This window comes from Sphingobium sp. (genome assembly GCA_035196065.1).
GTDB classification, from domain to species: Bacteria; Pseudomonadota; Alphaproteobacteria; order Sphingomonadales; family Sphingomonadaceae; genus Sphingorhabdus_B; species Sphingorhabdus_B rara.
Genome location: CP136575.1, coordinates 1,428,349 through 1,450,222 on the forward strand (window position 1 = coordinate 1,428,349; position 21,874 = coordinate 1,450,222).

24 protein-coding genes and 1 tRNA gene are annotated in these 21,874 nt (G+C 57.7%); 15 read left to right on the plus strand and 10 right to left on the minus strand.

Annotation, left to right across the window (positions count from 1 at the left end):
* Positions 1 to 201: 201 nt before the first annotated feature.
* Positions 202 to 1,479 (plus strand): glycoside hydrolase family 130 protein, encoded by a 1,278-nt coding sequence (locus RSE16_06970; protein WRH77197.1) that lies wholly within the window; start codon positions 202 to 204, stop codon positions 1,477 to 1,479.
* Here RSE16_06970 and RSE16_06975 read toward each other — a convergent pair.
* The 6 genes from RSE16_06975 to RSE16_07000 form a co-directional block, all read right to left on the minus strand.
* Positions 1,454 to 2,392 carry a 1-phosphofructokinase family hexose kinase gene (locus RSE16_06975; protein WRH77198.1) on the minus strand — a complete coding sequence of 313 codons (939 nt, stop codon included), beginning with the start codon at positions 2,390 to 2,392 and terminating at the stop codon, positions 1,454 to 1,456. The genes RSE16_06970 and RSE16_06975 overlap by 26 nt on opposite strands.
* Before the next feature lie 4 nt (positions 2,393 to 2,396).
* Positions 2,397 to 2,840, minus strand: coding sequence for a host attachment family protein (locus tag RSE16_06980; protein ID WRH77199.1), 444 nt, complete (start codon positions 2,838 to 2,840; stop codon positions 2,397 to 2,399).
* 21 nt (positions 2,841 to 2,861) lie between these two features.
* Positions 2,862 to 3,185, minus strand: a complete 324-nt coding sequence (locus RSE16_06985) for a hypothetical protein (protein ID WRH77200.1) — start codon at positions 3,183 to 3,185, stop codon at positions 2,862 to 2,864.
* 15 nt (positions 3,186 to 3,200) lie between these two features.
* Positions 3,201 to 3,773, minus strand: coding sequence for a GNAT family N-acetyltransferase (locus tag RSE16_06990; GenBank protein WRH77201.1), 573 nt, complete (start codon positions 3,771 to 3,773; stop codon positions 3,201 to 3,203).
* Positions 3,774 to 3,853: 80 nt separating this feature from the next.
* On the minus strand, positions 3,854 to 6,382 hold the full coding sequence (locus tag RSE16_06995) for a cation-translocating P-type ATPase (protein WRH77202.1): 2,529 nt from the start codon (positions 6,380 to 6,382) through the stop codon (positions 3,854 to 3,856).
* A gap of 347 nt (positions 6,383 to 6,729) precedes the next feature.
* A tRNA-Arg gene (locus RSE16_07000) sits at positions 6,730 to 6,806 on the minus strand.
* A 179-nt stretch (positions 6,807 to 6,985) separates the two neighbouring features.
* Here RSE16_07000 and RSE16_07005 point away from each other — a divergent pair.
* From RSE16_07005 to RSE16_07060, 12 genes are all read left to right on the plus strand, one after another.
* Entirely contained in the window at positions 6,986 to 8,260 is a 1,275-nt protein-coding gene (locus RSE16_07005) for an acyl-CoA dehydrogenase family protein (GenBank protein ID WRH77203.1), read from the plus strand.
* The gene (locus RSE16_07010) at positions 8,260 to 9,057 is read left to right on the plus strand and encodes a TIGR03084 family metal-binding protein (GenBank protein ID WRH77204.1); all 798 of its coding nucleotides are present in this window, start codon (positions 8,260 to 8,262) and stop codon (positions 9,055 to 9,057) included. The genes RSE16_07005 and RSE16_07010 overlap by 1 nt, the downstream gene beginning before the upstream one ends.
* Positions 9,058 to 9,135: 78 nt before the next feature.
* Positions 9,136 to 11,652 (plus strand): transglycosylase domain-containing protein, encoded by a 2,517-nt coding sequence (locus tag RSE16_07015; GenBank protein ID WRH77205.1) that lies wholly within the window; start codon positions 9,136 to 9,138, stop codon positions 11,650 to 11,652.
* A 127-nt stretch (positions 11,653 to 11,779) separates the two neighbouring features.
* A complete protein-coding gene (locus RSE16_07020; GenBank protein WRH77206.1) occupies positions 11,780 to 12,319 on the plus strand; it encodes a hypothetical protein in 540 nt (179 codons plus the stop codon).
* Positions 12,320 to 12,499: 180 nt separating this feature from the next.
* A complete protein-coding gene (locus RSE16_07025) occupies positions 12,500 to 13,276 on the plus strand; it encodes a hypothetical protein (GenBank protein WRH77207.1) in 777 nt (258 codons plus the stop codon).
* Positions 13,277 to 13,427: 151 nt separating this feature from the next.
* Positions 13,428 to 13,805, plus strand: a complete 378-nt coding sequence (locus RSE16_07030) for a CrcB family protein (GenBank protein WRH77208.1) — start codon at positions 13,428 to 13,430, stop codon at positions 13,803 to 13,805.
* Positions 13,802 to 14,962 (plus strand): RluA family pseudouridine synthase, encoded by a 1,161-nt coding sequence (locus RSE16_07035; protein WRH77209.1) that lies wholly within the window; start codon positions 13,802 to 13,804, stop codon positions 14,960 to 14,962. The genes RSE16_07030 and RSE16_07035 overlap by 4 nt, the downstream gene beginning before the upstream one ends.
* Positions 14,962 to 15,579 (plus strand): FMN-binding negative transcriptional regulator, encoded by a 618-nt coding sequence (locus tag RSE16_07040; GenBank protein ID WRH77210.1) that lies wholly within the window; start codon positions 14,962 to 14,964, stop codon positions 15,577 to 15,579. Before RSE16_07035 ends, RSE16_07040 begins: the two co-directional genes overlap by 1 nt.
* Complete coding sequence (locus tag RSE16_07045; GenBank protein WRH77211.1) at positions 15,576 to 16,238, plus strand: HAD-IA family hydrolase; 663 nt, start codon at positions 15,576 to 15,578, stop codon at positions 16,236 to 16,238. The genes RSE16_07040 and RSE16_07045 overlap by 4 nt, the downstream gene beginning before the upstream one ends.
* Positions 16,235 to 16,471 (plus strand): hypothetical protein, encoded by a 237-nt coding sequence (locus tag RSE16_07050; protein ID WRH77212.1) that lies wholly within the window; start codon positions 16,235 to 16,237, stop codon positions 16,469 to 16,471. The genes RSE16_07045 and RSE16_07050 overlap by 4 nt, the downstream gene beginning before the upstream one ends.
* Positions 16,472 to 16,474: 3 nt before the next feature.
* Positions 16,475 to 17,170, plus strand: a complete 696-nt coding sequence (locus RSE16_07055) for an ATP12 family protein (GenBank protein WRH77213.1) — start codon at positions 16,475 to 16,477, stop codon at positions 17,168 to 17,170.
* A gap of 164 nt (positions 17,171 to 17,334) precedes the next feature.
* Entirely contained in the window at positions 17,335 to 17,751 is a 417-nt protein-coding gene (locus tag RSE16_07060; GenBank protein ID WRH77214.1) for a hypothetical protein, read from the plus strand.
* Here the strand turns inward: RSE16_07060 and gmk are convergent.
* From gmk to RSE16_07080, 4 genes are all read right to left on the minus strand, one after another.
* Complete coding sequence (gmk, locus tag RSE16_07065) at positions 17,748 to 18,380, minus strand: guanylate kinase (GenBank protein ID WRH77317.1); 633 nt, start codon at positions 18,378 to 18,380, stop codon at positions 17,748 to 17,750. The genes RSE16_07060 and gmk overlap by 4 nt on opposite strands.
* A gap of 93 nt (positions 18,381 to 18,473) precedes the next feature.
* Positions 18,474 to 18,662, minus strand: coding sequence for a hypothetical protein (locus tag RSE16_07070; protein WRH77215.1), 189 nt, complete (start codon positions 18,660 to 18,662; stop codon positions 18,474 to 18,476).
* Between the two features lie 46 nt (positions 18,663 to 18,708).
* On the minus strand, positions 18,709 to 20,094 hold the full coding sequence (gene fumC / locus RSE16_07075) for a class II fumarate hydratase (GenBank protein WRH77216.1): 1,386 nt from the start codon (positions 20,092 to 20,094) through the stop codon (positions 18,709 to 18,711).
* Positions 20,091 to 20,564 carry a ClpXP protease specificity-enhancing factor SspB gene (locus RSE16_07080; GenBank protein WRH77318.1) on the minus strand — a complete coding sequence of 158 codons (474 nt, stop codon included), beginning with the start codon at positions 20,562 to 20,564 and terminating at the stop codon, positions 20,091 to 20,093. Before RSE16_07080 ends, fumC begins: the two co-directional genes overlap by 4 nt.
* Positions 20,565 to 20,669: 105 nt before the next feature.
* Here RSE16_07080 and hisB point away from each other — a divergent pair, with 105 nt between their 5' ends.
* Together hisB and hisH are read left to right on the plus strand one after the other, a co-directional pair.
* Positions 20,670 to 21,263: an imidazoleglycerol-phosphate dehydratase HisB gene (gene hisB / locus RSE16_07085; GenBank protein ID WRH77217.1), complete on the plus strand. Its 594-nt coding sequence runs from the start codon at positions 20,670 to 20,672 to the stop codon at positions 21,261 to 21,263.
* Positions 21,256 to 21,873, plus strand: coding sequence for an imidazole glycerol phosphate synthase subunit HisH (gene hisH, locus RSE16_07090; GenBank protein ID WRH77218.1), 618 nt, complete (start codon positions 21,256 to 21,258; stop codon positions 21,871 to 21,873). The genes hisB and hisH overlap by 8 nt, the downstream gene beginning before the upstream one ends.
* The last annotated feature ends 1 nt before the right edge of the window (position 21,874 follow it).

Consider the following 21,874-nt stretch of genomic DNA (forward strand, 5'->3'; position numbering starts at 1 on the left):
TGGGCGGTGATCCTGCACTGCAGAACATAGTATTGTTCCGGATTGCGTGCCGGGCTGCCGGAACGCAGTTGGAAATATGAATGGGGCGCATCACTTCTGACCAAGAGGCTCGCCCCATATGGATTATTCGTTTCAAACCCAAGACCCAGCCGTGCTCGGTGTTGAATGCGAGCCCGCCATCCCGCCGCACTTAGCGCCCGAATGCTGAACCTTTACCAATCCAAGCTGCGGTTGCGCGCTGATCCGTCACGCGTTGTACTGCGCCCCTTCCATCTTGCCTGGAATGCCGATGTTCCCAAGGAACGAATGCGCAAGCTGGTCGACGAAGTGCGTGCGCTCAACATGCGCGCCGCGCGTACCGAACTGGCCTTGGTCTATCATGATTTTGAATCGCGGCATCTGCAGACGCAGAATGTCTTCATGAAGCGTTATGAGGAGGTTGAGGCCGATCTGCAACTTGATGGCCGACGCATCCGCGAGGAAAAAAAGCTGCTGATCGGTGCCTATTTCTGCCACGAATACAGCTATGCCGCCGCCGCATTGATGAACCCCAGTGTCACCCTGCATCCCGACCAGGGTGAAATGTCTAATGGTTTTGTCCGCATATTACTGTCGATGCGCGCAGTGGGGGAGGGCCATATCTCCTCTATCGTGTTTCGCGAGGGTGTTGTGACTGGTGACCGCAAGTTTGAGCTGGTGCCGCAGCCGCGTTGCGCCATGTCGGCAAACACAGTCTCGCGGGAATCGCAAAACAACAGCAACATTGTGACGGTGCATCGCAATCCCGACAGCTCGCTGTCGGGCACAGTGATCTTTCCCGTCACCGACGCACAGCGCAACGGGCTGGAAGATTTGCGGCTCACGCGTTTCGAGCATGGCGACGGCAGTATCGAATGGATCGGCACTTATACCGCTTATTCAGGCCGCGAAATTCGCTCGGAACTATTGCGGACATCTGACTTCTGCCGTTTTGATCTGGTCCCGCTGGAGGGAAGCGCGGCGCGGAACAAGGGTTTGGCGTTGTTTCCGCGCGCCCTTGGCGGACGCTACCTTATGATCGGGCGCCATGACGGACAGAATCTTTTCCTGATCGATTCCGACGATCTTGGAAAGTGGGGCGAGGGGCAGTTGCTCCTCGAACCGCGCTATCCTTGGGAATTGATCCAGATCGGCAATTGCGGCCCGCCGATCGAGATTGATGAGGGTTGGCTGTTGCTCACCCACGGCGTAGGCGCGATGCGCAAATATTCGATCGGGGCGGTGCTGCTCGACAAGACGGATCCATCGCGCGTACTGGGGCGGACGAGCCAGCCCTTTCTGTCCCCTGCGGATGAGGATCGGGAGGGTTATGTGCCCAATGTCGTCTATTCATGCGGCGGAATGCGCGTGGGCAATGATCTGTTCCTGCCTTATGGCGTAGCAGATAGCTCGGTTGCCTTCGCTTTTGTCGCCATCAAGGATTTGCTCGAGGCGATGTAGCTGGAACCTGCATAAGCAGCCGTTCGACATCGGGCTTGCGGCACAGGTCGGTTCCCGGAGACAGGACCGTTGCCGTGGCGGCGGCAAGACCCAACCGGAACGCCTCTCCCATGGACTGTCCTGACGCGAGCGCATGGATCATGCCGCCGACAAAACTATCGCCTGCTCCAACCGCGCTGCTGGCATTGACAGGAATGGCAGGCAGGAAAAAGCTGCCACTAGCATTCGCCAGCAACGCGCCATCATGTCCCAATGTCACGGCGACATTTTCACATTTTCCGGTCTGCACCAACGCCAGCGCTGCTTTCTCAATGTCTTCAATTGTAGGCAGCTGACGGCCACAGAGCTTCTCCAGTTCACCGCGGCTGGGTTTGATAAGGAAGGTCGAGCTAGCGTCAACGGCCGCTTTCAGCGCCGGTCCAGAGCTGTCGACGATGACGCGTGCGGAGGATTTTGCCGCCAATTGCGCATAGAAATCATCCGGAGCCCCGCGTGGCAGAGAGCCGCTTAAAACGAGATAGTCGCAGTCGATATTGGCGAACAGTTCCCGACACGCATCCACATCGGCGGTGCTGATCATCGGTCCTTCAGGTACGAAGCGATATTCCTGCCCGCTTGCCCGTTCAAAAACGTTGAGGCTGATCCGCGTATGTCCCGCAATCGAGATGCGCTGTCTGTCGATATCGGCAGCATCGAGTAATTCATCGAGGACGCCGCCAGTCGCGCCGCCCGCCATATAGACCGCCCGCACATCTCCACCCAGCCGACTTACCACTCGCGCAACATTGATGCCGCCACCGCCTGGATTGTATCGATCATTGCGGGTGCGGATTTTGAGTGTCGGATGGACGACGTCCGTCTCGCTGGCGCCGTCAATGGTTGGATTTAGTGTTAAAGTGACGACCTGTCCCACCTCGTTAGCCGGGTAACTTGTCGAGTAGCTTAGCGATCTCCAGCGCAGTGCGTCCGGCATAATCTTTGTCGATCTCTGCGATCAGCCGGGCACGGGCATCGGGGTGAAGATATCTGCGGATTGTTCCCAACGTCCTAGGGGGAGCGATCAGGACACCTTTCCTACCATCGTCGTTCATGTGAAAGTTGAACAGTTCGGCCATCTCTTCGGCAAACTCGTCTTCCAGTTTCTGGTGCCAATCGGTTGTTTCATAGGCACCGCGCGTATGCCCTACACTTTGAAACATGCGCCCGGGCCGGTCGTCGCCCAGTTCAGATGTCGCAGGCGTTACGCGATGTTCTTGGGCAAGCAGCTCAAGCACCGTTTCGCGTTCGTTTCCCTTGTTCCGGAAGAGCGACATATGTCCACCATCGATAGCCATGATCAGGGCATCATGGGCGATCAGCATGATTTTCTCCTCGGCTTGGGGCTAAACGACGGGCTGTGCCGATGGACGTGAAGACCAGATTGCGAGGGCACCTGCTGCAACGACGACGGCTCCGGCAATTGCGGCGCCTGCAATAAGACTTTGGTTCGCCTCGTAAGAAGGCATTTTTGGCATGTGCGGCCGGTGAGACCACAACTCGCTACTTAGCCGCTTTTTGCGCCTTTTCTTACCCACCTTATTGTCCAGCAGGTCGTCCTTCAATTCGGCAAGATCGGAACCCAAGCGCTCAATGTCGGAGCGGACTGCGGCTAGCTGATCGGCATGGTCGCTTTTGAACTCGTCCTTTATGTCTGCGAGTGCTTTCATGTTGTTTCCTTCCATTCAGATTGTCGAGCTATCTTGCGTCAAATCGAGCTCGAGGAGCATCAGCGTCGCATCGCCCTGATAGCTGGAGGCTTTGAATCCCATCTCGCGTTCCAGTTCGATCGCTTGATGGTTTTCACGGTTTTCGATAGACTGAAGTATCTTCACGCCTTTGCGTGCTTCCTGTTCAGCGATGTAGCGCAGCAACGCCCACCCTACGCCTTTACCTTTATAGTCCCGGTGCATGGCGATCGCGACTTCGGCGCGCTCATTAGTGGTGTCCGCCGCAACAACGGCATTTGCGATCACCGTGTGGCTATCGGGCGCAACGGCAATGTAGCTTTCCTTGCGATCATGGTCGACATCGAGCATTTCTTTGAGCATTTCGTGGCTCGGTTTTCGCGGTGAGAGGAAGCGAAAACGCATGTCGTCTTTGTCTACATGGCTGAAAAGTTCCGCCAGCGCCGGCTCGTCAAATGGCCCGACCGCCCGCACGGCGAATTCAAAACCTGTCCGGGTGATCAGGAATCTAAGGTCGGCTATGCTGGGCACATGGCTTGCCGGCTTCGGTTGGGACAATGTTTCAGCCACGAGCTCCGCTTTCTTGGGGATCGGAATATTGGCCATGAATTTAGGTCATCAAAGGCAGAGCCGAAAATACGTAATGGACCTTAGCAAGCCGGACGAAAGGCAAGCGTCTTGAGCATCTGGGACAGCCCTAGAAGCGCTATCGCTATGCCGGCAATCAACATCCAGTCCCGCCAGTTTAGCGCTGAAAGTTGCAGCAGCCCCGTGACGCCAGGCACCAGCATAATGATGGCAGTAATTGTTGCGATGGTGGCTAGTACAATGGCGAGCGCAGCATTTTTTGGACGGAAAGTGGCGGCAAGCGCAGTGGTCCTCGATCGGTCGGCAAGGACGAGCGCGACAATCGATGCTATCAACGCAAAAAAGAGCAGCGCGCGCATATGCTCCAAGTCGAAGGCTTGACTGTTGCCCCATACATAAAGTCCAACGAGCAGGGAGAAGGCAAGCCCACCCTGGAGAAGGCTCCAGCCGATCATGTCCCATGAAAACAGCCGTTCATTCGGTGGACGAGGCGGGCGCTGCATATTGTCCGGATCGGCCTCCTCCGCTTCGAAAACAAAAGCGCAGACTGGGTCGATCACCATTTCCAGCAGCGCGATATGAATCGGCGTGAACAATATCGGCATCCCCATCATAAGCGGCAAAAGCGCAAAGCCGGCAATCGGCACATGCACTGCAAAAATGAAGGCCATTGCCTTTCGGATATTGCCGTAGATTCGTCGTCCCAGCGCGATCGCCTTGACGATCGAACCAAAGTCATCGTCGAGCAACACGATCGAGGCCGCCTCGCGTGCGACATCGGTGCCGCGTTTGCCCATCGCGATCCCGATATGTGCCGCCTTGAGTGATGGTGCGTCATTCACCCCGTCCCCGGTCATCGCCACCATTTCACCCGCCGCCTTCAACGCCTCGACGATGCGCAATTTTTGTTGGGGCATGATCCGCGCGCAGACGGACACGCTGCGCAGCCGTTCTGCCAGAGCTTCTTGATCAAGTGCCTCCATGTCCGCGCCGGTAAGCACGCTGCCATCGGCGATCCCGGCCTGCAGGGCAATTGCGCAAGCGGTCTTGGGATAATCGCCCGTTATCATGATCACGCGCACGCCCGCGGCTTGGCATTCCGCAACCGCGCGGGGAACGCCGGGACGCAACGGATCGGCAAGGCCAACTAGGCCGATTAGCCGGAAATCATAGTCGCGGTGCGAGAGTGCCGGTGTGTCATCTTCACTATCTGCGCACGCAACACCCAGCACGCGGATACCCTGCTCGGCCATCGCATCAGCGGCATCCAACATCGCCTTGGCTTTGGCGCCGTGAAGACGGCACAACATCGCTATGGCCTCGGGAGCGCCCTTGGCGGCGATCAACAATTTGTCGGGGGTTCGCCAGACATTGGACATTGCCAGCAGATCGGGCTGCAAGCCATAGCTATGCACAAGATCCCAATGCCCGTTTTGGGGGATATCAGTTGCCGCTCCGGCCTGATGGATTGCAACCTCCATCGGATCGACTGCCTGTTTCGGGCTGGCAAAACGGGCAGCTGCGATCAGTTCAGCGAAGCCGTCGGTGGCGGGGGCTGTGTCATTATGGTCCGACATCCCGTCGTCGGGACGCCACAGCCTTACCACCGCCATATGATTTTCGGTCAGCGTCCCCGTCTTGTCGGTACAAAGCACGGTGGTCGATCCCAACGTCTCGATTGCTGCCGCACGCCGAGTGAGCACCTGAGCCTTGCTGATCCGCCAGGCGCCAGCAGCGAGGAACACTGTCAACACCACGGGAATTTCCTCTGGCAGCATCGCCATGCCTGTCGCAATCGCGACCAGCACCGCATCGAGCCAGCCGCCTCGTGTCAGGCCATAAAGCATCGCCACGGCTAGTGCGATCAGCGCGCCGCCGGCAGCCGCAAGCCTAATGATGCGGGTTGCTTCCAGTCGCAATCGGGGCACCTCCGTATCAAGCGTCGCTAGCGACTTACCGATCTTTCCCATGAGGCTGTTGATGCCAATTGCCGTCACCAGCGCCACACCATGTCCGCGCGTTACGATCGATCCCGCAAAGACGAAAAGCTGCTCCTTTCCGTCCGGCGCGGTCGGGGGCGATGTTGCTTCGTCCGCCACACATTTTGCCACCGGCATGGATTCGCCCGTTAGCAGTGATTCATCGACCTCCAGTTCTCGTGCTTCGCAAAGCGTTGCGTCTGCCGCGACCCGATCACCCTGTCCGATCAGGATGACATCACCGCGCACGACATCGCACCCTGCAATCCGCAGTTGCTCCCCATCGCGGATCACCAGCGCACGCGGCGCAGAAAGATCGCGCAGGGCCTCCAGCACATGCTCTGTCCGACTTTCCTGAACTACCGTGATCACCACCGAGAATGTCGCCAAGGCAAGCAGGATCAATGCTTCAACAAGGTTGCCCAGCAGCAGATAGGCAAACCCGCCAATGAGCAGCAGCGCCAGCATAGGTTCGCGGACCACTTCTCCGATGATCTTGAAAAGCGATCGGCCATCAGGCTGTGGTAACTGGTTCGGCCCTTCGGCCTGAAGACGCGATGCGGCCTCGGTCGATGAAAGACCCTGTAAAGGAGTTATTGCGTCACTTGCCATGATGGACGGCATGCGCCCGACCTGCCAACATTCGCCATCAGGACTTTCCCGTATCGCGACCTATCTTGCTGTCGCGCCGGAAACCTCGATCGCTTGATCGTCTGTCCTTCGTGCGGGCAGACTCCAATCAATCATGGAGGAAGATCAGGGGGTCACCTCAGCAGGTCAATACGAACATTATCGTTTTTCGTCATAGACCGCTTTCTTTCGACTTTTTCAGCCTAATCAAGAAGTTGGCAGAAGAACACCGCTTTTTGTGCACGATTTGTGCATAGTGAAAATGCACATTTATAACCGCCTACCTGACCGGTACGCGTTTATATATTGTTATATATCAATGAGTTAAATGGCGCACCCAAGAGGATTCGAACCTCTGACCTCTGCCTTCGGAGGGCAGCGCTCTATCCAGCTGAGCTATGGGTGCGTGACGGCCTTAGCCGCGAAGCGCGGTTAGCAGGACGTGGCGGTGCTTGCTACCCCTTTTTGACGCGGTGCGGGTGATGCTTTTTCATGGGACGCAATTTTAATCGGACGATTAAATTGCGCTTGACTTGCAGGGGGGCTCAGCCGACTTTCTGCGTTGAGGAAAGTGGAGAGGCCCGCATGACGTTGTTTGAAATCCCCAAGCACATCACAGACTATCTTGCAGAGCTGGATGATTTTATCGAGCGCGAGATCAAGCCTATTGAAAATCGCGACGACAATATCCGCTTTTTCGATCACCGCCGCGAACATAGCCGCACCGATTGGGACAATAATGGCATGCCGCGGCATGAGTGGGAGGATTTGCTCCGTGAAATGCGTCAGGTGGCGGACCGTGCGGGGCATTTCCGCTTTGCTCTACCCAAGGAATTTGGCGGCAAGGATGGCAGCCATTTGGCGATGGCCTGTATTCGTGAACATCTGGCCGCCAAGGGGCTTGGCCTTCATAACGACTTGCAGAATGAAAGCTCGATTGTCGGTAATCTTGTCCAGCCGTTGATGGTCCGCGATTTCGGGACGGAGCAGCAGAAGCAGGATTATATTCCCGCAATGCTCGAAGGGCGGATGCGCTGCACCTTTGGGCTGACTGAGGAGCATCATGGTTCCGATGCCACCTGGATGGATAGCCGGGCGGTGCCGGAAAAGCGCGACGGTGTGGATGGCTGGCTGATCAACGGCAACAAGATGTGGACAACGGGCAGCCATGTCGCAACGCATTGCATGGTCTTTGCCCGGCACAGCGGCAATGATGGTGACGCAAAGGGTATTGGTTGCTTCCTTGTCCCTCAGGATACTCCGGGGTTCGAGGTTGGCGAATATCTCTGGACGTTCAACATGCCGACGGATCATCCCAAGGTCAGCCTGACCAATGTCTGGATTCCTGCAAATATGGTGCTGGGCGATCTGGATCATGGCCTCGCGCTCGCGCAGCATTTTGTCCACGAAAACCGCATCCGGCAGGCGGCAAGTTCGCTGGGTGCGGCACAATTTTGCATCAATGAGTCGGTAAAATATGCGCGGGAGCGCAAGCCATTCGGTAAGCCGCTCGCAGTCAACCAGGCGATCCAGTTCCCGCTTGTCGAACTGCATACAGAGGCTGCGATGCTGCGCCAACTCATCTACGCAACCAGCGCCAAAATGGACACCATGCCCAAGCCTGAGGTCGCCAAGCGCCTGTCCGATGTGATTTCAATGTGCAATTATCGCGCGAACCGACTGGTCTGCGATGCCGCCGATCGGGCGATGCAGGTGCATGGCGGGATAGGCTATTCCCGCCACAAGCCCTTTGAACATATCTATCGCCATCATCGCCGCTATCGCATCACCGAGGGAGCAGAGGAAATCCAGATGCGCAAGGTCGCAGGCCACCTCTTTGGCTTTATGGGTAAGAGCTGATGCAGCAGGCACAGGATTTCCGCGATGAGAGCGCGGCGTTGGCGGCGCTAGTCGCACCTTTGGCCGATGCCGATTTCGAACGCGAGACGCTTTTCAAGAGTTGGACAATCAACAATGTCCTGCGCCACCTGCATGTGTGGAATATCGCGGCTGCGCGATCGATCGAGGGTGACGAGGCCTTTGGTGCCTTCATCAAGCAGTTGATGGGCGGGGAACGAGGGCGGCGCTTCACCGAATATGAGCATGATTATCTGGAGGGGCTTTCGGGCCATCGACTGCTGGATGCCTGGGTCAGTGGGTTTGATGAACTGGCGGCGGCCTTTGCTGCAACCGATCCCAAGGCACGGCTGAAATGGGTCGGCCCGGATATGAGCGCGCTGTCATCGGTGACTGCACGGCTGATGGAGACATGGGCACATGCGCAGGCCGTCTACGACCTGTTGGGCGTTGATCGAGTCGATAGCGACCGGATCGGCAATATCGTCCGGCTAGGCGTGAATACCTATGGCTGGACGTTCAAGAACCGCAAAGAAGATGCTCCCGGTCCGATGCCCCGTTTGCGGCTTACCGCGCCGTCGGGTGCGATCTGGGAATATGGCCCGGGCGAGGGTGGCAGCGAAGATCTGATCGAGGGGAGCGCGACCGAATTTTGCCAAGTGGTCACGCAATGCCGCAACATCGCTGATACCGGCCTTGCCTTGCATGGCCCTGTTGCCACACGCTGGATGGCGATTGCGCAATGCTTTGCAGGTCCACCCAATGATCCCCCTTTGCCGGGTGCGCGGCGGCGCAATTAAGGCCGGCCGGCGTAAATTCGGCGACATTCTGCCGATAGAATCTGGACGCTTGCCCCAAATCCGTTAGAGAGGCGGGCGATGGACGATAATGCGCCGACCAGTATGAGCTACAAGCTGACCCGCAGTGCGGGCGGGCTGTGGGAACGTCTGCAGGTCTATTGGCAGAAAAAATGGTTCCGGCTGGGGGCCTATGCACTGGGCGCGGCCGTGCTTGGCTATATGCTGCTCTGGGCCGTATTGTTGCGCAACATGCCTGACGCCGATGCGCTGACGGAATATGAATCGCCCCTGCCTACAGTTGTGCGCGACATTAATGGCGAACCCTTTCACAGCTATGCGCGCGAACGCCGCGTGCAACTGGATTATGCCGATTTCCCGCCGATGCTGGTGCGCGCCTATCTTTCGGCAGAAGATAAGAATTTCTTCCAGCATGGCGGCATTGATTATGTCGGCATTCTAGTTGCCATCTACGACAATCTGACCAGCACCGGTCGGTCTCGGGGCGCATCGACGATCACCCAACAGGTGGCGAAAAACCTGCTGCTGACCAACGAATATAGCTATACGCGCAAGATCAAGGAGGCGATCCTCGCCTATCGCATCGAAAATGCGCTGACCAAACAACAGATCCTCTCGCTTTACATGAACGAGATCGCGTTGGGGCGGCAGGCTTTTGGTGTCGAGGCGGCGGCGCAAGCCTATTTCGGCAAGAGCACCGATGCGCTGGAACTGCACGAAATGGCTTTCCTGGCAGCCTTGCCCAAGGCGCCTGAAAAATATAGCCGCGCACGTTTTGAACGCGAAGCCATAGGCCGTCGCAACTGGATTTTGGGCGAGATGGTCTCGAATGGCTGGGTATCGCAGGCCCGCGCGACAGCCGCTCAGGCGATGCCGCTTGGACTTATCCCGCGTCAGGCGCAGGGCTTTAAGAATGACGGCGGTTATTTCGCCGAAGAGGTCCGCCGGCAACTGATCGAACGCTTTGGCGAAACCGCAGAAACCGGCCCTTACAGCGTCTATGCTGGCGGGCTGTGGGTGCGATCCTCGATGAATTCGCGCTATCAAGAATTGACGACCAAGGCATTGCGCGATGGCTTGCTGCGGTATCATGGTGGCCGTGGCTGGTCCAAACCGCTCGCGACGATACCTATGGACGACGGGAAGTGGCAATCGCGGCTGGCTGCGTCGAACATCGGCACAGACTATAGCAATTGGCGGATCGCCGTTGCGCTGCGCAAACGCAGCGGCGGGGCAGAAATTGGTTTTGCGAACGGCGAGACCGGCTTTTTGACAACCGCGCCAGCGGCGTTGAAGGCCGGGGATATCATCGCGGTCGCGCCTCAAGGTGGCAATAATTTCCAGCTTCGGACCGTTCCGGAAGTCGGTGGTGGCATGGTAGTGCAAAATCCGGTCAATGGCCGCGTCCTTGCCATGCAGGGTGGGTTTGACGTGCGCATATCGAGCTTCAACCGAGCAACCCAGGCACAGCGGCAACCGGGTTCAACGATAAAGCCTTTTGTCTATGCTGCTGCACTTGACAATGGAATGACCCCGTCATCGATCGTGGTTGATGCTCCTTATTGCGTTTGGCAGGGTGCTTCGCTGGGCCAGAAGTGCTTTCGCAATTTCAGCGGTGGCGGGGCAGGTCCGCAAACCTTGCGTTGGGGTCTTGAACAGAGTCGAAACCTGATGACGGTTCGTGCTGCTAGCGATGCAGGCATGGAGAATGTCGCAAATACCTTCCGGGCGATGAGCATCGGTGATTACCCGCCCTATCTTTCCTTCGCGCTTGGTGCGGGTGAGACGACCGTTCTGAAGATGACCAACGCCTATTCGATGCTGGTCAACCATGGCCGCGAATTGAAACCGACGCTGATCGACTTTGTGCAGTCGCGGACGGGTCGGGTTATCTGGCCCAAGGACTGGAAGCCCTGTCAGGGCTGCAATTTGAAGGATTGGGACGGAAAACCAATGCCGCGTTTCCGACCGGGCGGTAAACAGGTCATGGATCCTGTCACGGCTTATCAGGTCGTACATATGCTCGAAGGCGTCGTTCAGCGCGGCACTGCAACCATTCTGCGCGATCTCAACCGTCCGCTGTTCGGCAAGACCGGTACGACCAATGGCCCGACCAATGTCTGGTTCATCGGCGGCACACCGAACCTGATCGCAGGCGTCTATCTGGGTTTTGACCAGCCGCGCAATATGGGCGGCTATGCCCAAGGCGGCTCCATCGCTGCGCCGATTTTCAAGCAGTTCGCGCGCGACGCCCTGGCCGGAATGCCGCGGTTACCCTTTACTGCGCCCGAAGGTGTCCATCTGGTTCGGATTGACCGCAAGACGGGCAAACGCGTTTATGGTGCATGGCCCGACGATAATGATCCTAAGGGAGCGGTCATCTGGGAGGCTTTCAAGGCCGAAACTGAACCCAAACGCACGATCCGCAACGATGAGCTTGAGAAGCGCGGAGACAAGCCAAAACAAAAAGACAGTACGTCGGCTGCAGCAGATCCCGCCCGGGGCACCCAGGATGGTGCAGCGGCGGCTACACAGCGCGACCAGGAATTCATGACGAGCGAAGGTGGCATTTACTGAGCCGTCGCTGTGGGCTGACTTGTAAAAGGCTGTGAATTCGGGCACGTCTTAACACCTTATTAGGCATTATTCTTCACAACCGGACGAATGAAAAACGGGCTGATATGCCCCTTTTTAGGACCGAAGAATGACCCAGTCTTTTAAGAACAATCGCATCCTGATTGCCCTTTCCGCAGCGGCTTTTGCTGCCGCTATCCCTGCGATTCCCGCCATGGCGTCAAGCCCGGCGGCGATGATAGCCGCCAATTCAGTGCAATTGACCAGCGAAGCCTTTATCGAGCGCACCGAAGTCGCCGCAGATGGCAGCGAAAAGACTGTCACGAAACGCCCGCAAGACGTCATTGTCATTCCAGGTGATCGGGTTCTGTTTAAACTGGCTTATTCGAACAAGGGTAAGGAAGCCGCGAGCGATTTTCGCGCGGTTAACCCGATGCCCGCGCCTGTCCGCTTCGTCAGCGCAACCGAGGATTGGGCTGAAGTTTCAGTTGATGGCGGCAAAAGCTGGGGCAAGCTGGAAACTTTGACCGTTGCCGCAACCAATGCCGATGGCAGCGCTGCTAGCCGGGCCGCAACGCCCGAAGATGTCACCCATGTCCGCTGGGTTTTTGCCGCACCGATTGCGGCCGGCGCGTCAGGCACGCTGTCTTATCGCGGCGTGATCAAATAATTCGGGTATAAAACGCAACAATGGCTGGACCCTTTGTCCCGTGCTGGCACATGGTTGGCGCGGGGCAGGTTTATTTTACACGGTAAAGCTGAAGCGGTAGGCTATTAACCCTCTTTAGGGCTGGATTCCGTGCGTTAGGACGCGCAGCCTTGTTGCGTACCAACAATCGGAGCAGAGCCTGTGCGATCAAAGGCCAAGAATGTCCGTTTTATCGGCACCTTAGCGGCGCTGGCGCTTCTGCCGCTCACTTTGTCTGCCTGCGGCGGCGAAAAGAGCAGCGATGAAGTTGCCGCGCTCGACGAAAGTCTGGTGGGGAAGGGCGGCGATCCGGCCATGAATGCGGCGCTGCAGGACAAAATCCTTGTCGATCCCGACCTGACTGACAATGCCAACAGCAATATGGTGCGCACCGCTGACCAGTCGCTCGATGGCAGCACGCCCCCTGATGCTGGCTACGCAACGGCATCGGCAGAAGAGCTCGACAATGCAAAGTTGATGCGTGCACCCAAGCCGAAAATCGTCAGCGGCGAAAGCTGCACCGATTGCGCCGCACCGCGGGGGGAAACGCTGGAGGCACGTGCCGTGGCGCAGGGCGTCAAGCGCGGCAAGGGGACATGTGAGGCGAAGCTGCAATATGGCGCAGGCTGGGCGAACCGCATGCCGACCGAATTTCCGATCTATCCCAACGGCCGGCTCAAGGAAGCAGCCGGTGTCGATGGCGGAATTTGCGACATCCGGGTTGCAAGCTTTACGACATCGGCTGGGCGTCAGTCGGTGGTCGACTATTATTACACGCGCGCGCGCCGTTCTGGTTTCTCTGCGGATTATGAGGTGCGCGATGGCGAGCATATGCTCGGTGGCACACGTGACAGCGATGGCGGCGCCTATGTAATCACCTTCACCGCGCTTGCCGCGGGCGGCATGCAGGTCGATATTGTCGCCAATAACGGCCGATAGACCTCGCTTTACTGGTTCCGAAACGCCTTTGTGGGGCATCTGCCCCCCCCCCCCTTCTTCTTGTGTTGGCGGGGGCAGCGAAAACGGGTTGCGGCTATTTGGCGGAAATTGGGGTTAGAATTTTTCGCCAACTCTGGCTAAGCCGTGCGCCATGAAACCCTACCTTCTTGTCATGGCAGGCGGTGCTGTCGGCGCAGCGTTGCGTTTCCAGCTCGCGCGCGCCTTGCCGCTGTCATCCGGCGGCTGGCCATGGCCGACCTTCGTCGCCAATCTGCTCGGCGGCCTTGCCATGGGGCTGCTTGCCGCATGGTTGTGGCAAAAGGGGGACGTAGGCGAACCTTGGCGGTTGCTGATTGGTGTAGGGTTGCTTGGCGGATTTACGACCTTCAGTGCCTTCAGCCTTGAAATGGCGCAGATGATCGAACGAGGGCAGGCACCGCTCGCTTTTGGCTATGCGGCTGCATCGGTGCTGGCGGCGCTGGCGGCGCTGTTTGCTGGCCTCGCGCTGGGAAGGGTCTTGGCAGCATGAGCAAATCTGACGCATCGATCCGTCATTTTACTGTGGCCCTAGACGATGATGGTATCCGTCTCGACCGCTGGTTCAAGCGACACTTGCCCGACGCCAGTTTCAATCTTGTTTCGCGCTGGGCCCGTACTGGGCAGTTGCGCGTTGATGGCAAGCGGGCGACGCCCGGTGACCGAATTCTTGCCGGGCAGGAAATTCGCGTGCCCCCGGCTGAAACCGCATCTGCAAAACCTGCGCGTCCGCTGCGCAAGCGGCTGGAATTGTCGCCCGACATGATAGAATTTGCGCAAAGCCTTGTTATCCATAAGGATGCGAGCGCGCTTGTGATCAACAAGCCCCCCGGCCTTGCGACACAGGGCGGCACCAAGACTGAAAGCCATGTTGACGGCCTGCTCGATGCGCTTGAGTTCGAGCTGGATAGCCGGCCCAAGCTGGTGCACCGTCTGGATAAGGATACCAGCGGCGCATTGCTATTGGCGCGCACCTCGCGCGCAGCCGGCCATTTTTCCAAGGCCTTTTCATCGCGCACCGCGCGCAAGGTTTACTGGGCACTGGTCGTTGGCATACCCGACATCTATGATGGCATGATCGATTTGCCGCTCGCCAAACAGCCGGGCACCGGCGGCGAGAAAATGTATGTCGACGAGAAAGAAGGGCAACCTTCACGCAGCCGCTATCGCGTGATCGAGCGCGCAGGCAACCGCTGTTGCTGGGTTGAACTTCAGCCCTACACCGGCCGTACGCATCAGTTGCGCGTCCATATGGCGGCGATTGGCCATCCGATTGTGGGTGACGGCAAATATGGCGGTAAGGACGCTTTCCTTACCGGGACAATCAGTCGCAAGATGCACCTCCATGCGCGCCGTATCAGGATCGATCATCCGGATGGCGGCTTTGTCGATGTGCGCGCAGACCTGCCGGCGCATATGATCGACAGCTTTGCCGATCTGGGTTTCGATATCGATATTGGCGATGCCATGCCATTTGATGAACCCAAGCGATCAGAAACGCCTGAGGCCAAGCGACGCGCCGCGACGGCCCGAGCTAAGGATGCACGTAAGGAACGCAAAGGCGAACGGCGGTCGCGCGGTGCGGTGAAGGCACCACCCAAAGGAGGCAAGCCAAAGCCGTCGCCCAAAACGGGGTCGCGCAAGAAATAATGCATCCCGATCCGTCCTTCCGCCTCAAGGGCAGCGATGCGGATCAGCGCGCGACGATGGAAGCGCTGATTGCGGAGATCGGCTTCGGCATGGTCTTCGCGCAGACGCCCGACGGGCCGCGCGTGGCGCTAAGCGCGCTCTATCTAACCGGTGATGGTGCGGTGCAGTTTCATCTGGCAAACGGCAATGCCCTGACGCGCTATCTCAGCGGGCGGGAGGCACTGATCGTTGTCAACGGACCCGATGGCTATATCAGCCCCGATTGGTATGCGGGGCCCGATCAGGTGGGGACGTGGAATTATATCAGCGTAGAGATTGAAGGGCCTGTTCGGGCCATGGATCGCGAAGGGCTTGTCGGGCTGCTTGACGATCTGACTGCAGTGAATGAGGCACGGCTGGCGCCAAAGACACCTTGGACGCGTGACAAGATGGATGCCGGAAAATTCAATCGCATGTTGGGCGCGATCACCGGTTTTGAAATGGAAATCCGTGCATGGCGGCCGACATTCAAATTGTCGCAGAACAAGCCTGAAGCTGATCGTTTGCGCGCAGCTGACGCGCTTGAGAAAAGCGGTCGGCGAGCATTGGCACATTTGATGCGGGAATGGAGATCATGACAATCCGTCTCGCCATTTTCGATTGTGACGGTACACTCGTCGACAGTCAGGCTAATATCTGCATGGCGATGGAGCATGCCTTTGAAGAGGCCGGCCTGGTGCCCCCTTCGCGCCATGCAACCCGTCGGATTGTCGGGCTCAGCCTCGTTGAGGCAATGCGCCAACTGCTTCCCGATGCCGAAGATGCGCTGCACGTTGACCTGGCCGAGCGATATAAGCAGGCTTTTTTTACCCTGCGTGGTAACGGTCTTGTCGATGAACCGCTTTACGACGGGATCGCCGGTGTGTTGAGCGAGCTTGACGAGAAAGGTTGGCTGCTAGGCGTTGCAACGGGGAAGTCGGACCGCGGCCTGGCGCGTTGCCTTGACCATCATGGCATCAAAGGGCTGTTCGTTTCGCTGCAAACCGCCGACCGTCATCCATCGAAACCACACCCGTCGATGGTCTATGAGGCTATGGCCGATGCAGGCGTAGATGCCGGACAGGCAGTCGTCATTGGTGATACGGTTTATGATATACATATGGGCCGGGCGGCAGGCTGCCGCACCATCGGTGTCGGTTGGGGCTATCATCCGCTTTCTGAACTGGGTGAGGCGGGGGCCGACCATCTGGTCGAGACAATGGAAGAATTGAGATTGGCATTGGAGTACGGCGCATGAACAGCGACGAACGCGAACGGCAGGCGCGGCAGCGCTTTATGATTCTGAATCTGATCCGCTTTTCTGGCGTTGGGATCGTCATGTTGGGTGTTGCTAGCGTTGCCGGCAAGTTTTTGCCGGAACTGGGGCCCGAATTCGGTACATTGCTGATGCTGATCGGGATGGTCGAGTTTTTCTTCCTGCCCATCATCGTGAAAAAAGGCTGGCGCAAGAAAGACAGCGGGCAGGGCTGATCGATGCGGCGTTTCTGGAAAGAGGTTGCGCTCGAACAGAGCACCCACGGCCTCGGCATCCTTCTGGATGGCCGGGCGCTGAAGACGCCCAAGCGTAATGCATTATCCCTGCCAACACAGGCGCTTGCCGATGCAGTAATGCAGGAATGGATCGATGTCGGCGAAACAATCGATCCGCTGCAAATGCCGTTGACTGGTTTTGCTAACGCAGCGGTTGATCATGTTACGCCTGACCGTGCCGGCTTTGCTGCCGCGATTGCAGCATATGGCGAGAGCGATGCCTTTTGCTACCGCGCCGAGCCGGATGAACCGCTAGCGCCTCGACAGGCGGAGGTCTGGGACCCCTGGCTCGATTGGGCGCAGACACGTTATGACGTTTCGTTCCGGCGCGTTGCCGGCGTGCTGCACCAGCCCCAGCCCGAAGCCACTTTGGAAAAGCTGCGTATGGCGGTCAGTGCGCGAGGAACCTTTGAACTGGCGGCCATGGCAAAGCTTGCGCATCTTGCTGGATCGCTTGTCGCGGTGCTTGCACTTGTCGAGCGTGCGGGCAGCCCGGAAGAACTTTGGCAGGCGGTTTGCCTTGAGGAGTTATGGCAGGAAGCCAATTGGGGCGCAGATTATTGGGCGCAAAAAAACCGCGCCGACCGCGAAGCTGAGTATATGAGCGCGGCGCGCTTTCTGGATCTGCTGCGCGGTTAACCGGATTGACGCTTTTTTGCTCTATGCCGCACCTAAGAAGGTGCAGCATGCAAGAATATGTCACATCGTTCGAGTTGTTATTGGTCTGCGGTCTCGCGGCGGCAATATGTATTGCGTTATGCTGTTTGATATTCTCCATCCCGCCTAAGAAGCCCGGATGGATCATGGTCACGCCGGCACCCCTTCATTGGAGCGCCATAATCCTGAGCGCCGCGCTGTTCCTCTTCATCGGCTATATCTGGCTTTTTGTCGGATCGTCTCGGCCAGATGGAGCGTCACAGATGCGGATTGCATTCTGGCTGAGTGTGATTTTTGGCACGGGTAGCGTCGTTGCGGCGTTCCAGACAATGCGAATAATGCGGAGCGTACTCAGCCTGCGCGGCAACGAAATTGCCTTTCAAAAGGCTGGTGGCCAAATCCTTTTACGATGTTCGGATGTCATCTTCGGCGAACGCCGGTGGGGCGGCGAAATCCGCTTCGGCTTCGGCGATGGTACTATTCTGGATGTCGACCCTTATGCCCGTAATGCAGACCGGCTGATTGAACGGCTTGCCGACCAGTTGGCTGTTCCGCGTTGTTAGTCTGCAACCAGGTCTCGCACAAAGCCGATCAACCCCTTTTGTCGGCGGCGCTTCAGTCGTTCGGCGGTCAATATCTGACGGACCTGGGCAAAGCAGCGTTCAACATCATCGTTGATCAGAACATAGTCATAACCGTCCCAATGGCCGATCTCGGACTTGGCCCGCGCCATCCGCTCGCCGATCACAGCATCGCTGTCTTGGGCACGTGTATGGAGGCGGCGTTCAAGCTCTTCAATTGACGGTGGCAGGATGAAGACGCGAACAACATCGGGCCCTGCTTCCTGATAAAGCTGCTGCGCGCCCTGCCAGTCAATGTCGAACAGCACATCGCGGCCCGATGAAAGCGCAGCTTCGACCGGCTCCTTCGGTGTACCATAACGATGGCTAAAGACATGCGCCCATTCGAGGAACTGACCATCCTTTGCCATTTGCTTGAACGTTGGCACGTCAATGAAATGATAATCCTTGCCATCCACCTCACCGGGGCGCGGTGGGCGCGTGGTGCAGGATACCGACAGTGCGACTTCCGGCTCGGAAGCCAGTAACATCCGGGAAAGCGTCGATTTTCCTGCGCCCGATGGCGAGGAAAGCACGAACAACAGTCCACGCCGTTCAAGTTTTGCAGGGATTTGGGTGTCGCTATCGGCCATAGCCGCTACTGCGCGAAAGCGCAGCGAGCCGTCAAGCCTTTTGAAATCCTGATCCGAACCAGGGAGTACAGATCAGCCTTTGCGTTTCTTGCGCTCGTCATAGACTTTTTTAGCGATGAACGCTCCGCCGACGAGCAGTGCGCCGGGAATCGAGCGAGTTGCGACGCGGGCTGCCACTGCACCGATGCCAGCCCCCAGCAGTCCGTGGCCGCGCCGTTTGCCGATGACTTCGCCGACCAAGGCGCCTGCAATTGTTTTCAACAGGGGTATGTGGATAACTCCTTTTTCCACAGAGGGGTGTGGATAATTAAATCATGTCTTCCGGTATGACATGGGTATCGAACGTGTCCGCGTCAACCAGCCCGGATGCCAACGCGGCGTCGCGCAACGTGGTTCCCTCCTGATGCGCCTTTTTTGCGATTTTTGCGGCATTGTCATAACCGATGATCGGCACCAGCGCGGTCACAAGCATCAGCGACTGTTCCACCAGTCCTGCAATGCGCGCACGGTTAGGTTCCAGCCCGTCGATGCAATTCTTCGCAAAAGTCTCCATTCCAATCGAAAGAAGCTCGATAGAACGCAGCACATTCGCACCAATCAATGGTTTGAATACATTGAGTTCCAGATGGCCCTGTATCCCGCCGACCGTAACCGCCTGATGGTTGCCGATCACCTGCGCGGCGATCATCGTCAGCATCTCGCACTGCGTAGGATTGACCTTGCCCGGCATGATCGAACTGCCCGGTTCGTTTTCTGGCAGGATGAGTTCGCCCAGTCCCGAACGCGGACCTGATCCGAGCAGGCGAATGTCATTGGCGATCTTGGTGAGGGCGACGGCGAGAGTGTTTAGGGCACCGGAAAACGCGACTAAAGTGTCATGACTTGCCAATGCTTCGAACTTGTTATCGGCGGATTCGAAAGGTTCGCCGATAATATTTTCAATCTCATTTGCAAATTCATCGCCAAAACCGGGTGGAGCGTTCAGGCCGGTTCCAACTGCCGTTCCGCCTTGTGCGAGAAGTTGCAGCCCCGCACTCGCTGAAACGAGATTAACATGGCAGTGGATCAGCTGACTGGCGTAGGCCGAGAATTCCTGGCCTAAGGTAAGCGGTGTTGCATCTTGTAAATGCGTCCGACCGATTTTGACTAAGCCTTGCCAGTCAAGCTCTTTGGCCCGCAGCGCATCCTTGAGTCTTTCGATTGCGGGCTGAAGCTGTCTCGCAAACGCAAGCTCGGCGGCGATATGCATCGCAGTAGGAAAGCTGTCATTCGACGACTGGCTCATATTGACATGATCATTGGGATGTACCGGCGATTTGCCGCCGCGCTTGCCGGTCAGCATCTCATTGGCGCGGCCCGCGATCACTTCGTTGACGTTCATGTTCGATTGCGTGCCGCTGCCGGTCTGCCAGATGGTCAGCGGGAACTGATCATCATGCAGGCCAGCGATAACTTCCGCCGCCGCCGCTTCGATTGCGTCCGCTATTTTTCCATCCAGCCCGTGCTTGCGGTTCACCCGTGCGGCAGCCTGCTTCACCAGGGCAAGCGCATAGATGATTCCGATGGGCATCCGTTCATGCGGAGGGAAGGGGAAATTGCCGATGCTGCGCTGTGTCTGTGCGCCCCAATAGGCTTGGGCAGGGACCTCGATCGGGCCGAAACTGTCGCTTTCGCTGCGGGTTTCCCGCGTCACTTCTTTCGCCCGAAATCCACTGTCACGACGTTAGAGCCTTCATTGGCTTCGATTGTCGGGCCATCATTTTCGGCATGCTCATGATGTTCAGGGCCCGATTCCGCTTCGACATGGAATTGCAGGGCAAAGTCGACTGCCGGATCGACGAAAGATGTGATCGCCGAAAAGGGAACATGCAGATGCGCCGGGACTTGGCTGAACGAGAGGCCGACCTCGAAATGCTCGGGTCCGACCTTAAGGTCCCAATATTTATGCTGCAGGACGATCGTCATCTCGTCCGGAAAGCGCTCCATCAGATGCACGGGGATCGCAACCCCGGGCGCGCGGGTCTTGAAGGTGATGTAGAAATGATGGTCGCCGGGAAGGCCGCCCGCCGCTACATCACCGAGCACACGGCTGACTACAGCGCGCAGCGCCTCTTGCACGACGTCGTCATAGGGAATCAGGCTGTCGGGTGCATCGTCGGTCATACGCGCATTGGTGGACTGGGTGCGCGGTGAAATCAAGATGAACTTTTGACGGAGAAAGGGCGCACATGCTTGCCAAATCGCCATATCAGCCTATAGCGCTCAGCCATGCGCACCGCCTCGATCAGTCGAAATACCAAGGAAACCGAAATTGCGGTCGAGGTGAATCTCGATGGCAGTGGCCAGTATGAAATTTCGACCGGAATCGGCTTTCTAGATCATATGATCGAGCAGTTTTCGCGTCACTCGCTGATCGATATCAAATGCCACATCAAGGGCGACCTGCATGTCGACCAACATCACACGGCAGAAGATAGTGCGATTGCCATCGGTCAGGCCATATCCAAGGCGCTAGGCGACAAGGCCGGCATCATGCGTTATGGCAGCGCTTATTCGCCGATGGACGAAACGCTGAGCCGCGTGGCGCTGGATATTTCCGGTCGCCCTTATTTCGTCTGGAAGGCGGGCTTCACGCAGGAACGGCTTGGCGAGATGGATACCGAATTGTTCGAGCATTGGTTCCACTCGATTGCCGATGCCGTCGGGCTGACGCTGCATATCGAACTGCTGTACGGCAAGAATAACCACCATATCGCTGAAAGCATCTACAAGGGCTTTGCCCGGGCGATGCGCGCGGCGGTCGAGATTGATCCGCGCAAGGGCGGTGCTATCCCCTCGACCAAGGGGATATTGGGTGGCTGATCGGGTCGCGCTCATCGATTATGGCGCGGGCAATCTCCAGTCGGTTCGAAATGCGCTGAAAGCAGCGGGCGCCGATCAAATCGCCGTCACTGCCGATCCAGATATTGTTGCGCGCGCGGAGCGTATTGTTCTGCCGGGCGTAGGTGCTTTTGCGCATTGCATGCAGGGTGTTTCTGCCATTGCCGGAATGATCGACGCCCTTGAGGCGCGCGTGCGGTGCGAAGGCGCGCCTTTTCTTGGCATCTGTGTTGGCATGCAATTGCTCGCTGATGAAGGCGTCGAACATGGCAGCACCAAGGGGTTGGGCTGGATAAGCGGCACGGTGAGGGGGATCGAACCCGCGCCGGGCCTGAAAGTGCCGCATATGGGTTGGAATGATGTCAGCCCTGCCCGTGATCATCCGGTTGTTGCAGCTGGCGAAGCCTATTTTCTCCACGGCTATCATTTTGACGCGACCGAACAGGCCGATGTTCTTGCCACCACCGACCATGGCGGCCCGCGCGTCGCAGCGGTTGTAAAGGGCAATATCCTAGGCGTGCAATTCCATCCTGAAAAAAGCCAGGCCTATGGTATCGCGACATTGGCGCGCTTTCTAAAGTGGTGTCCTTGAA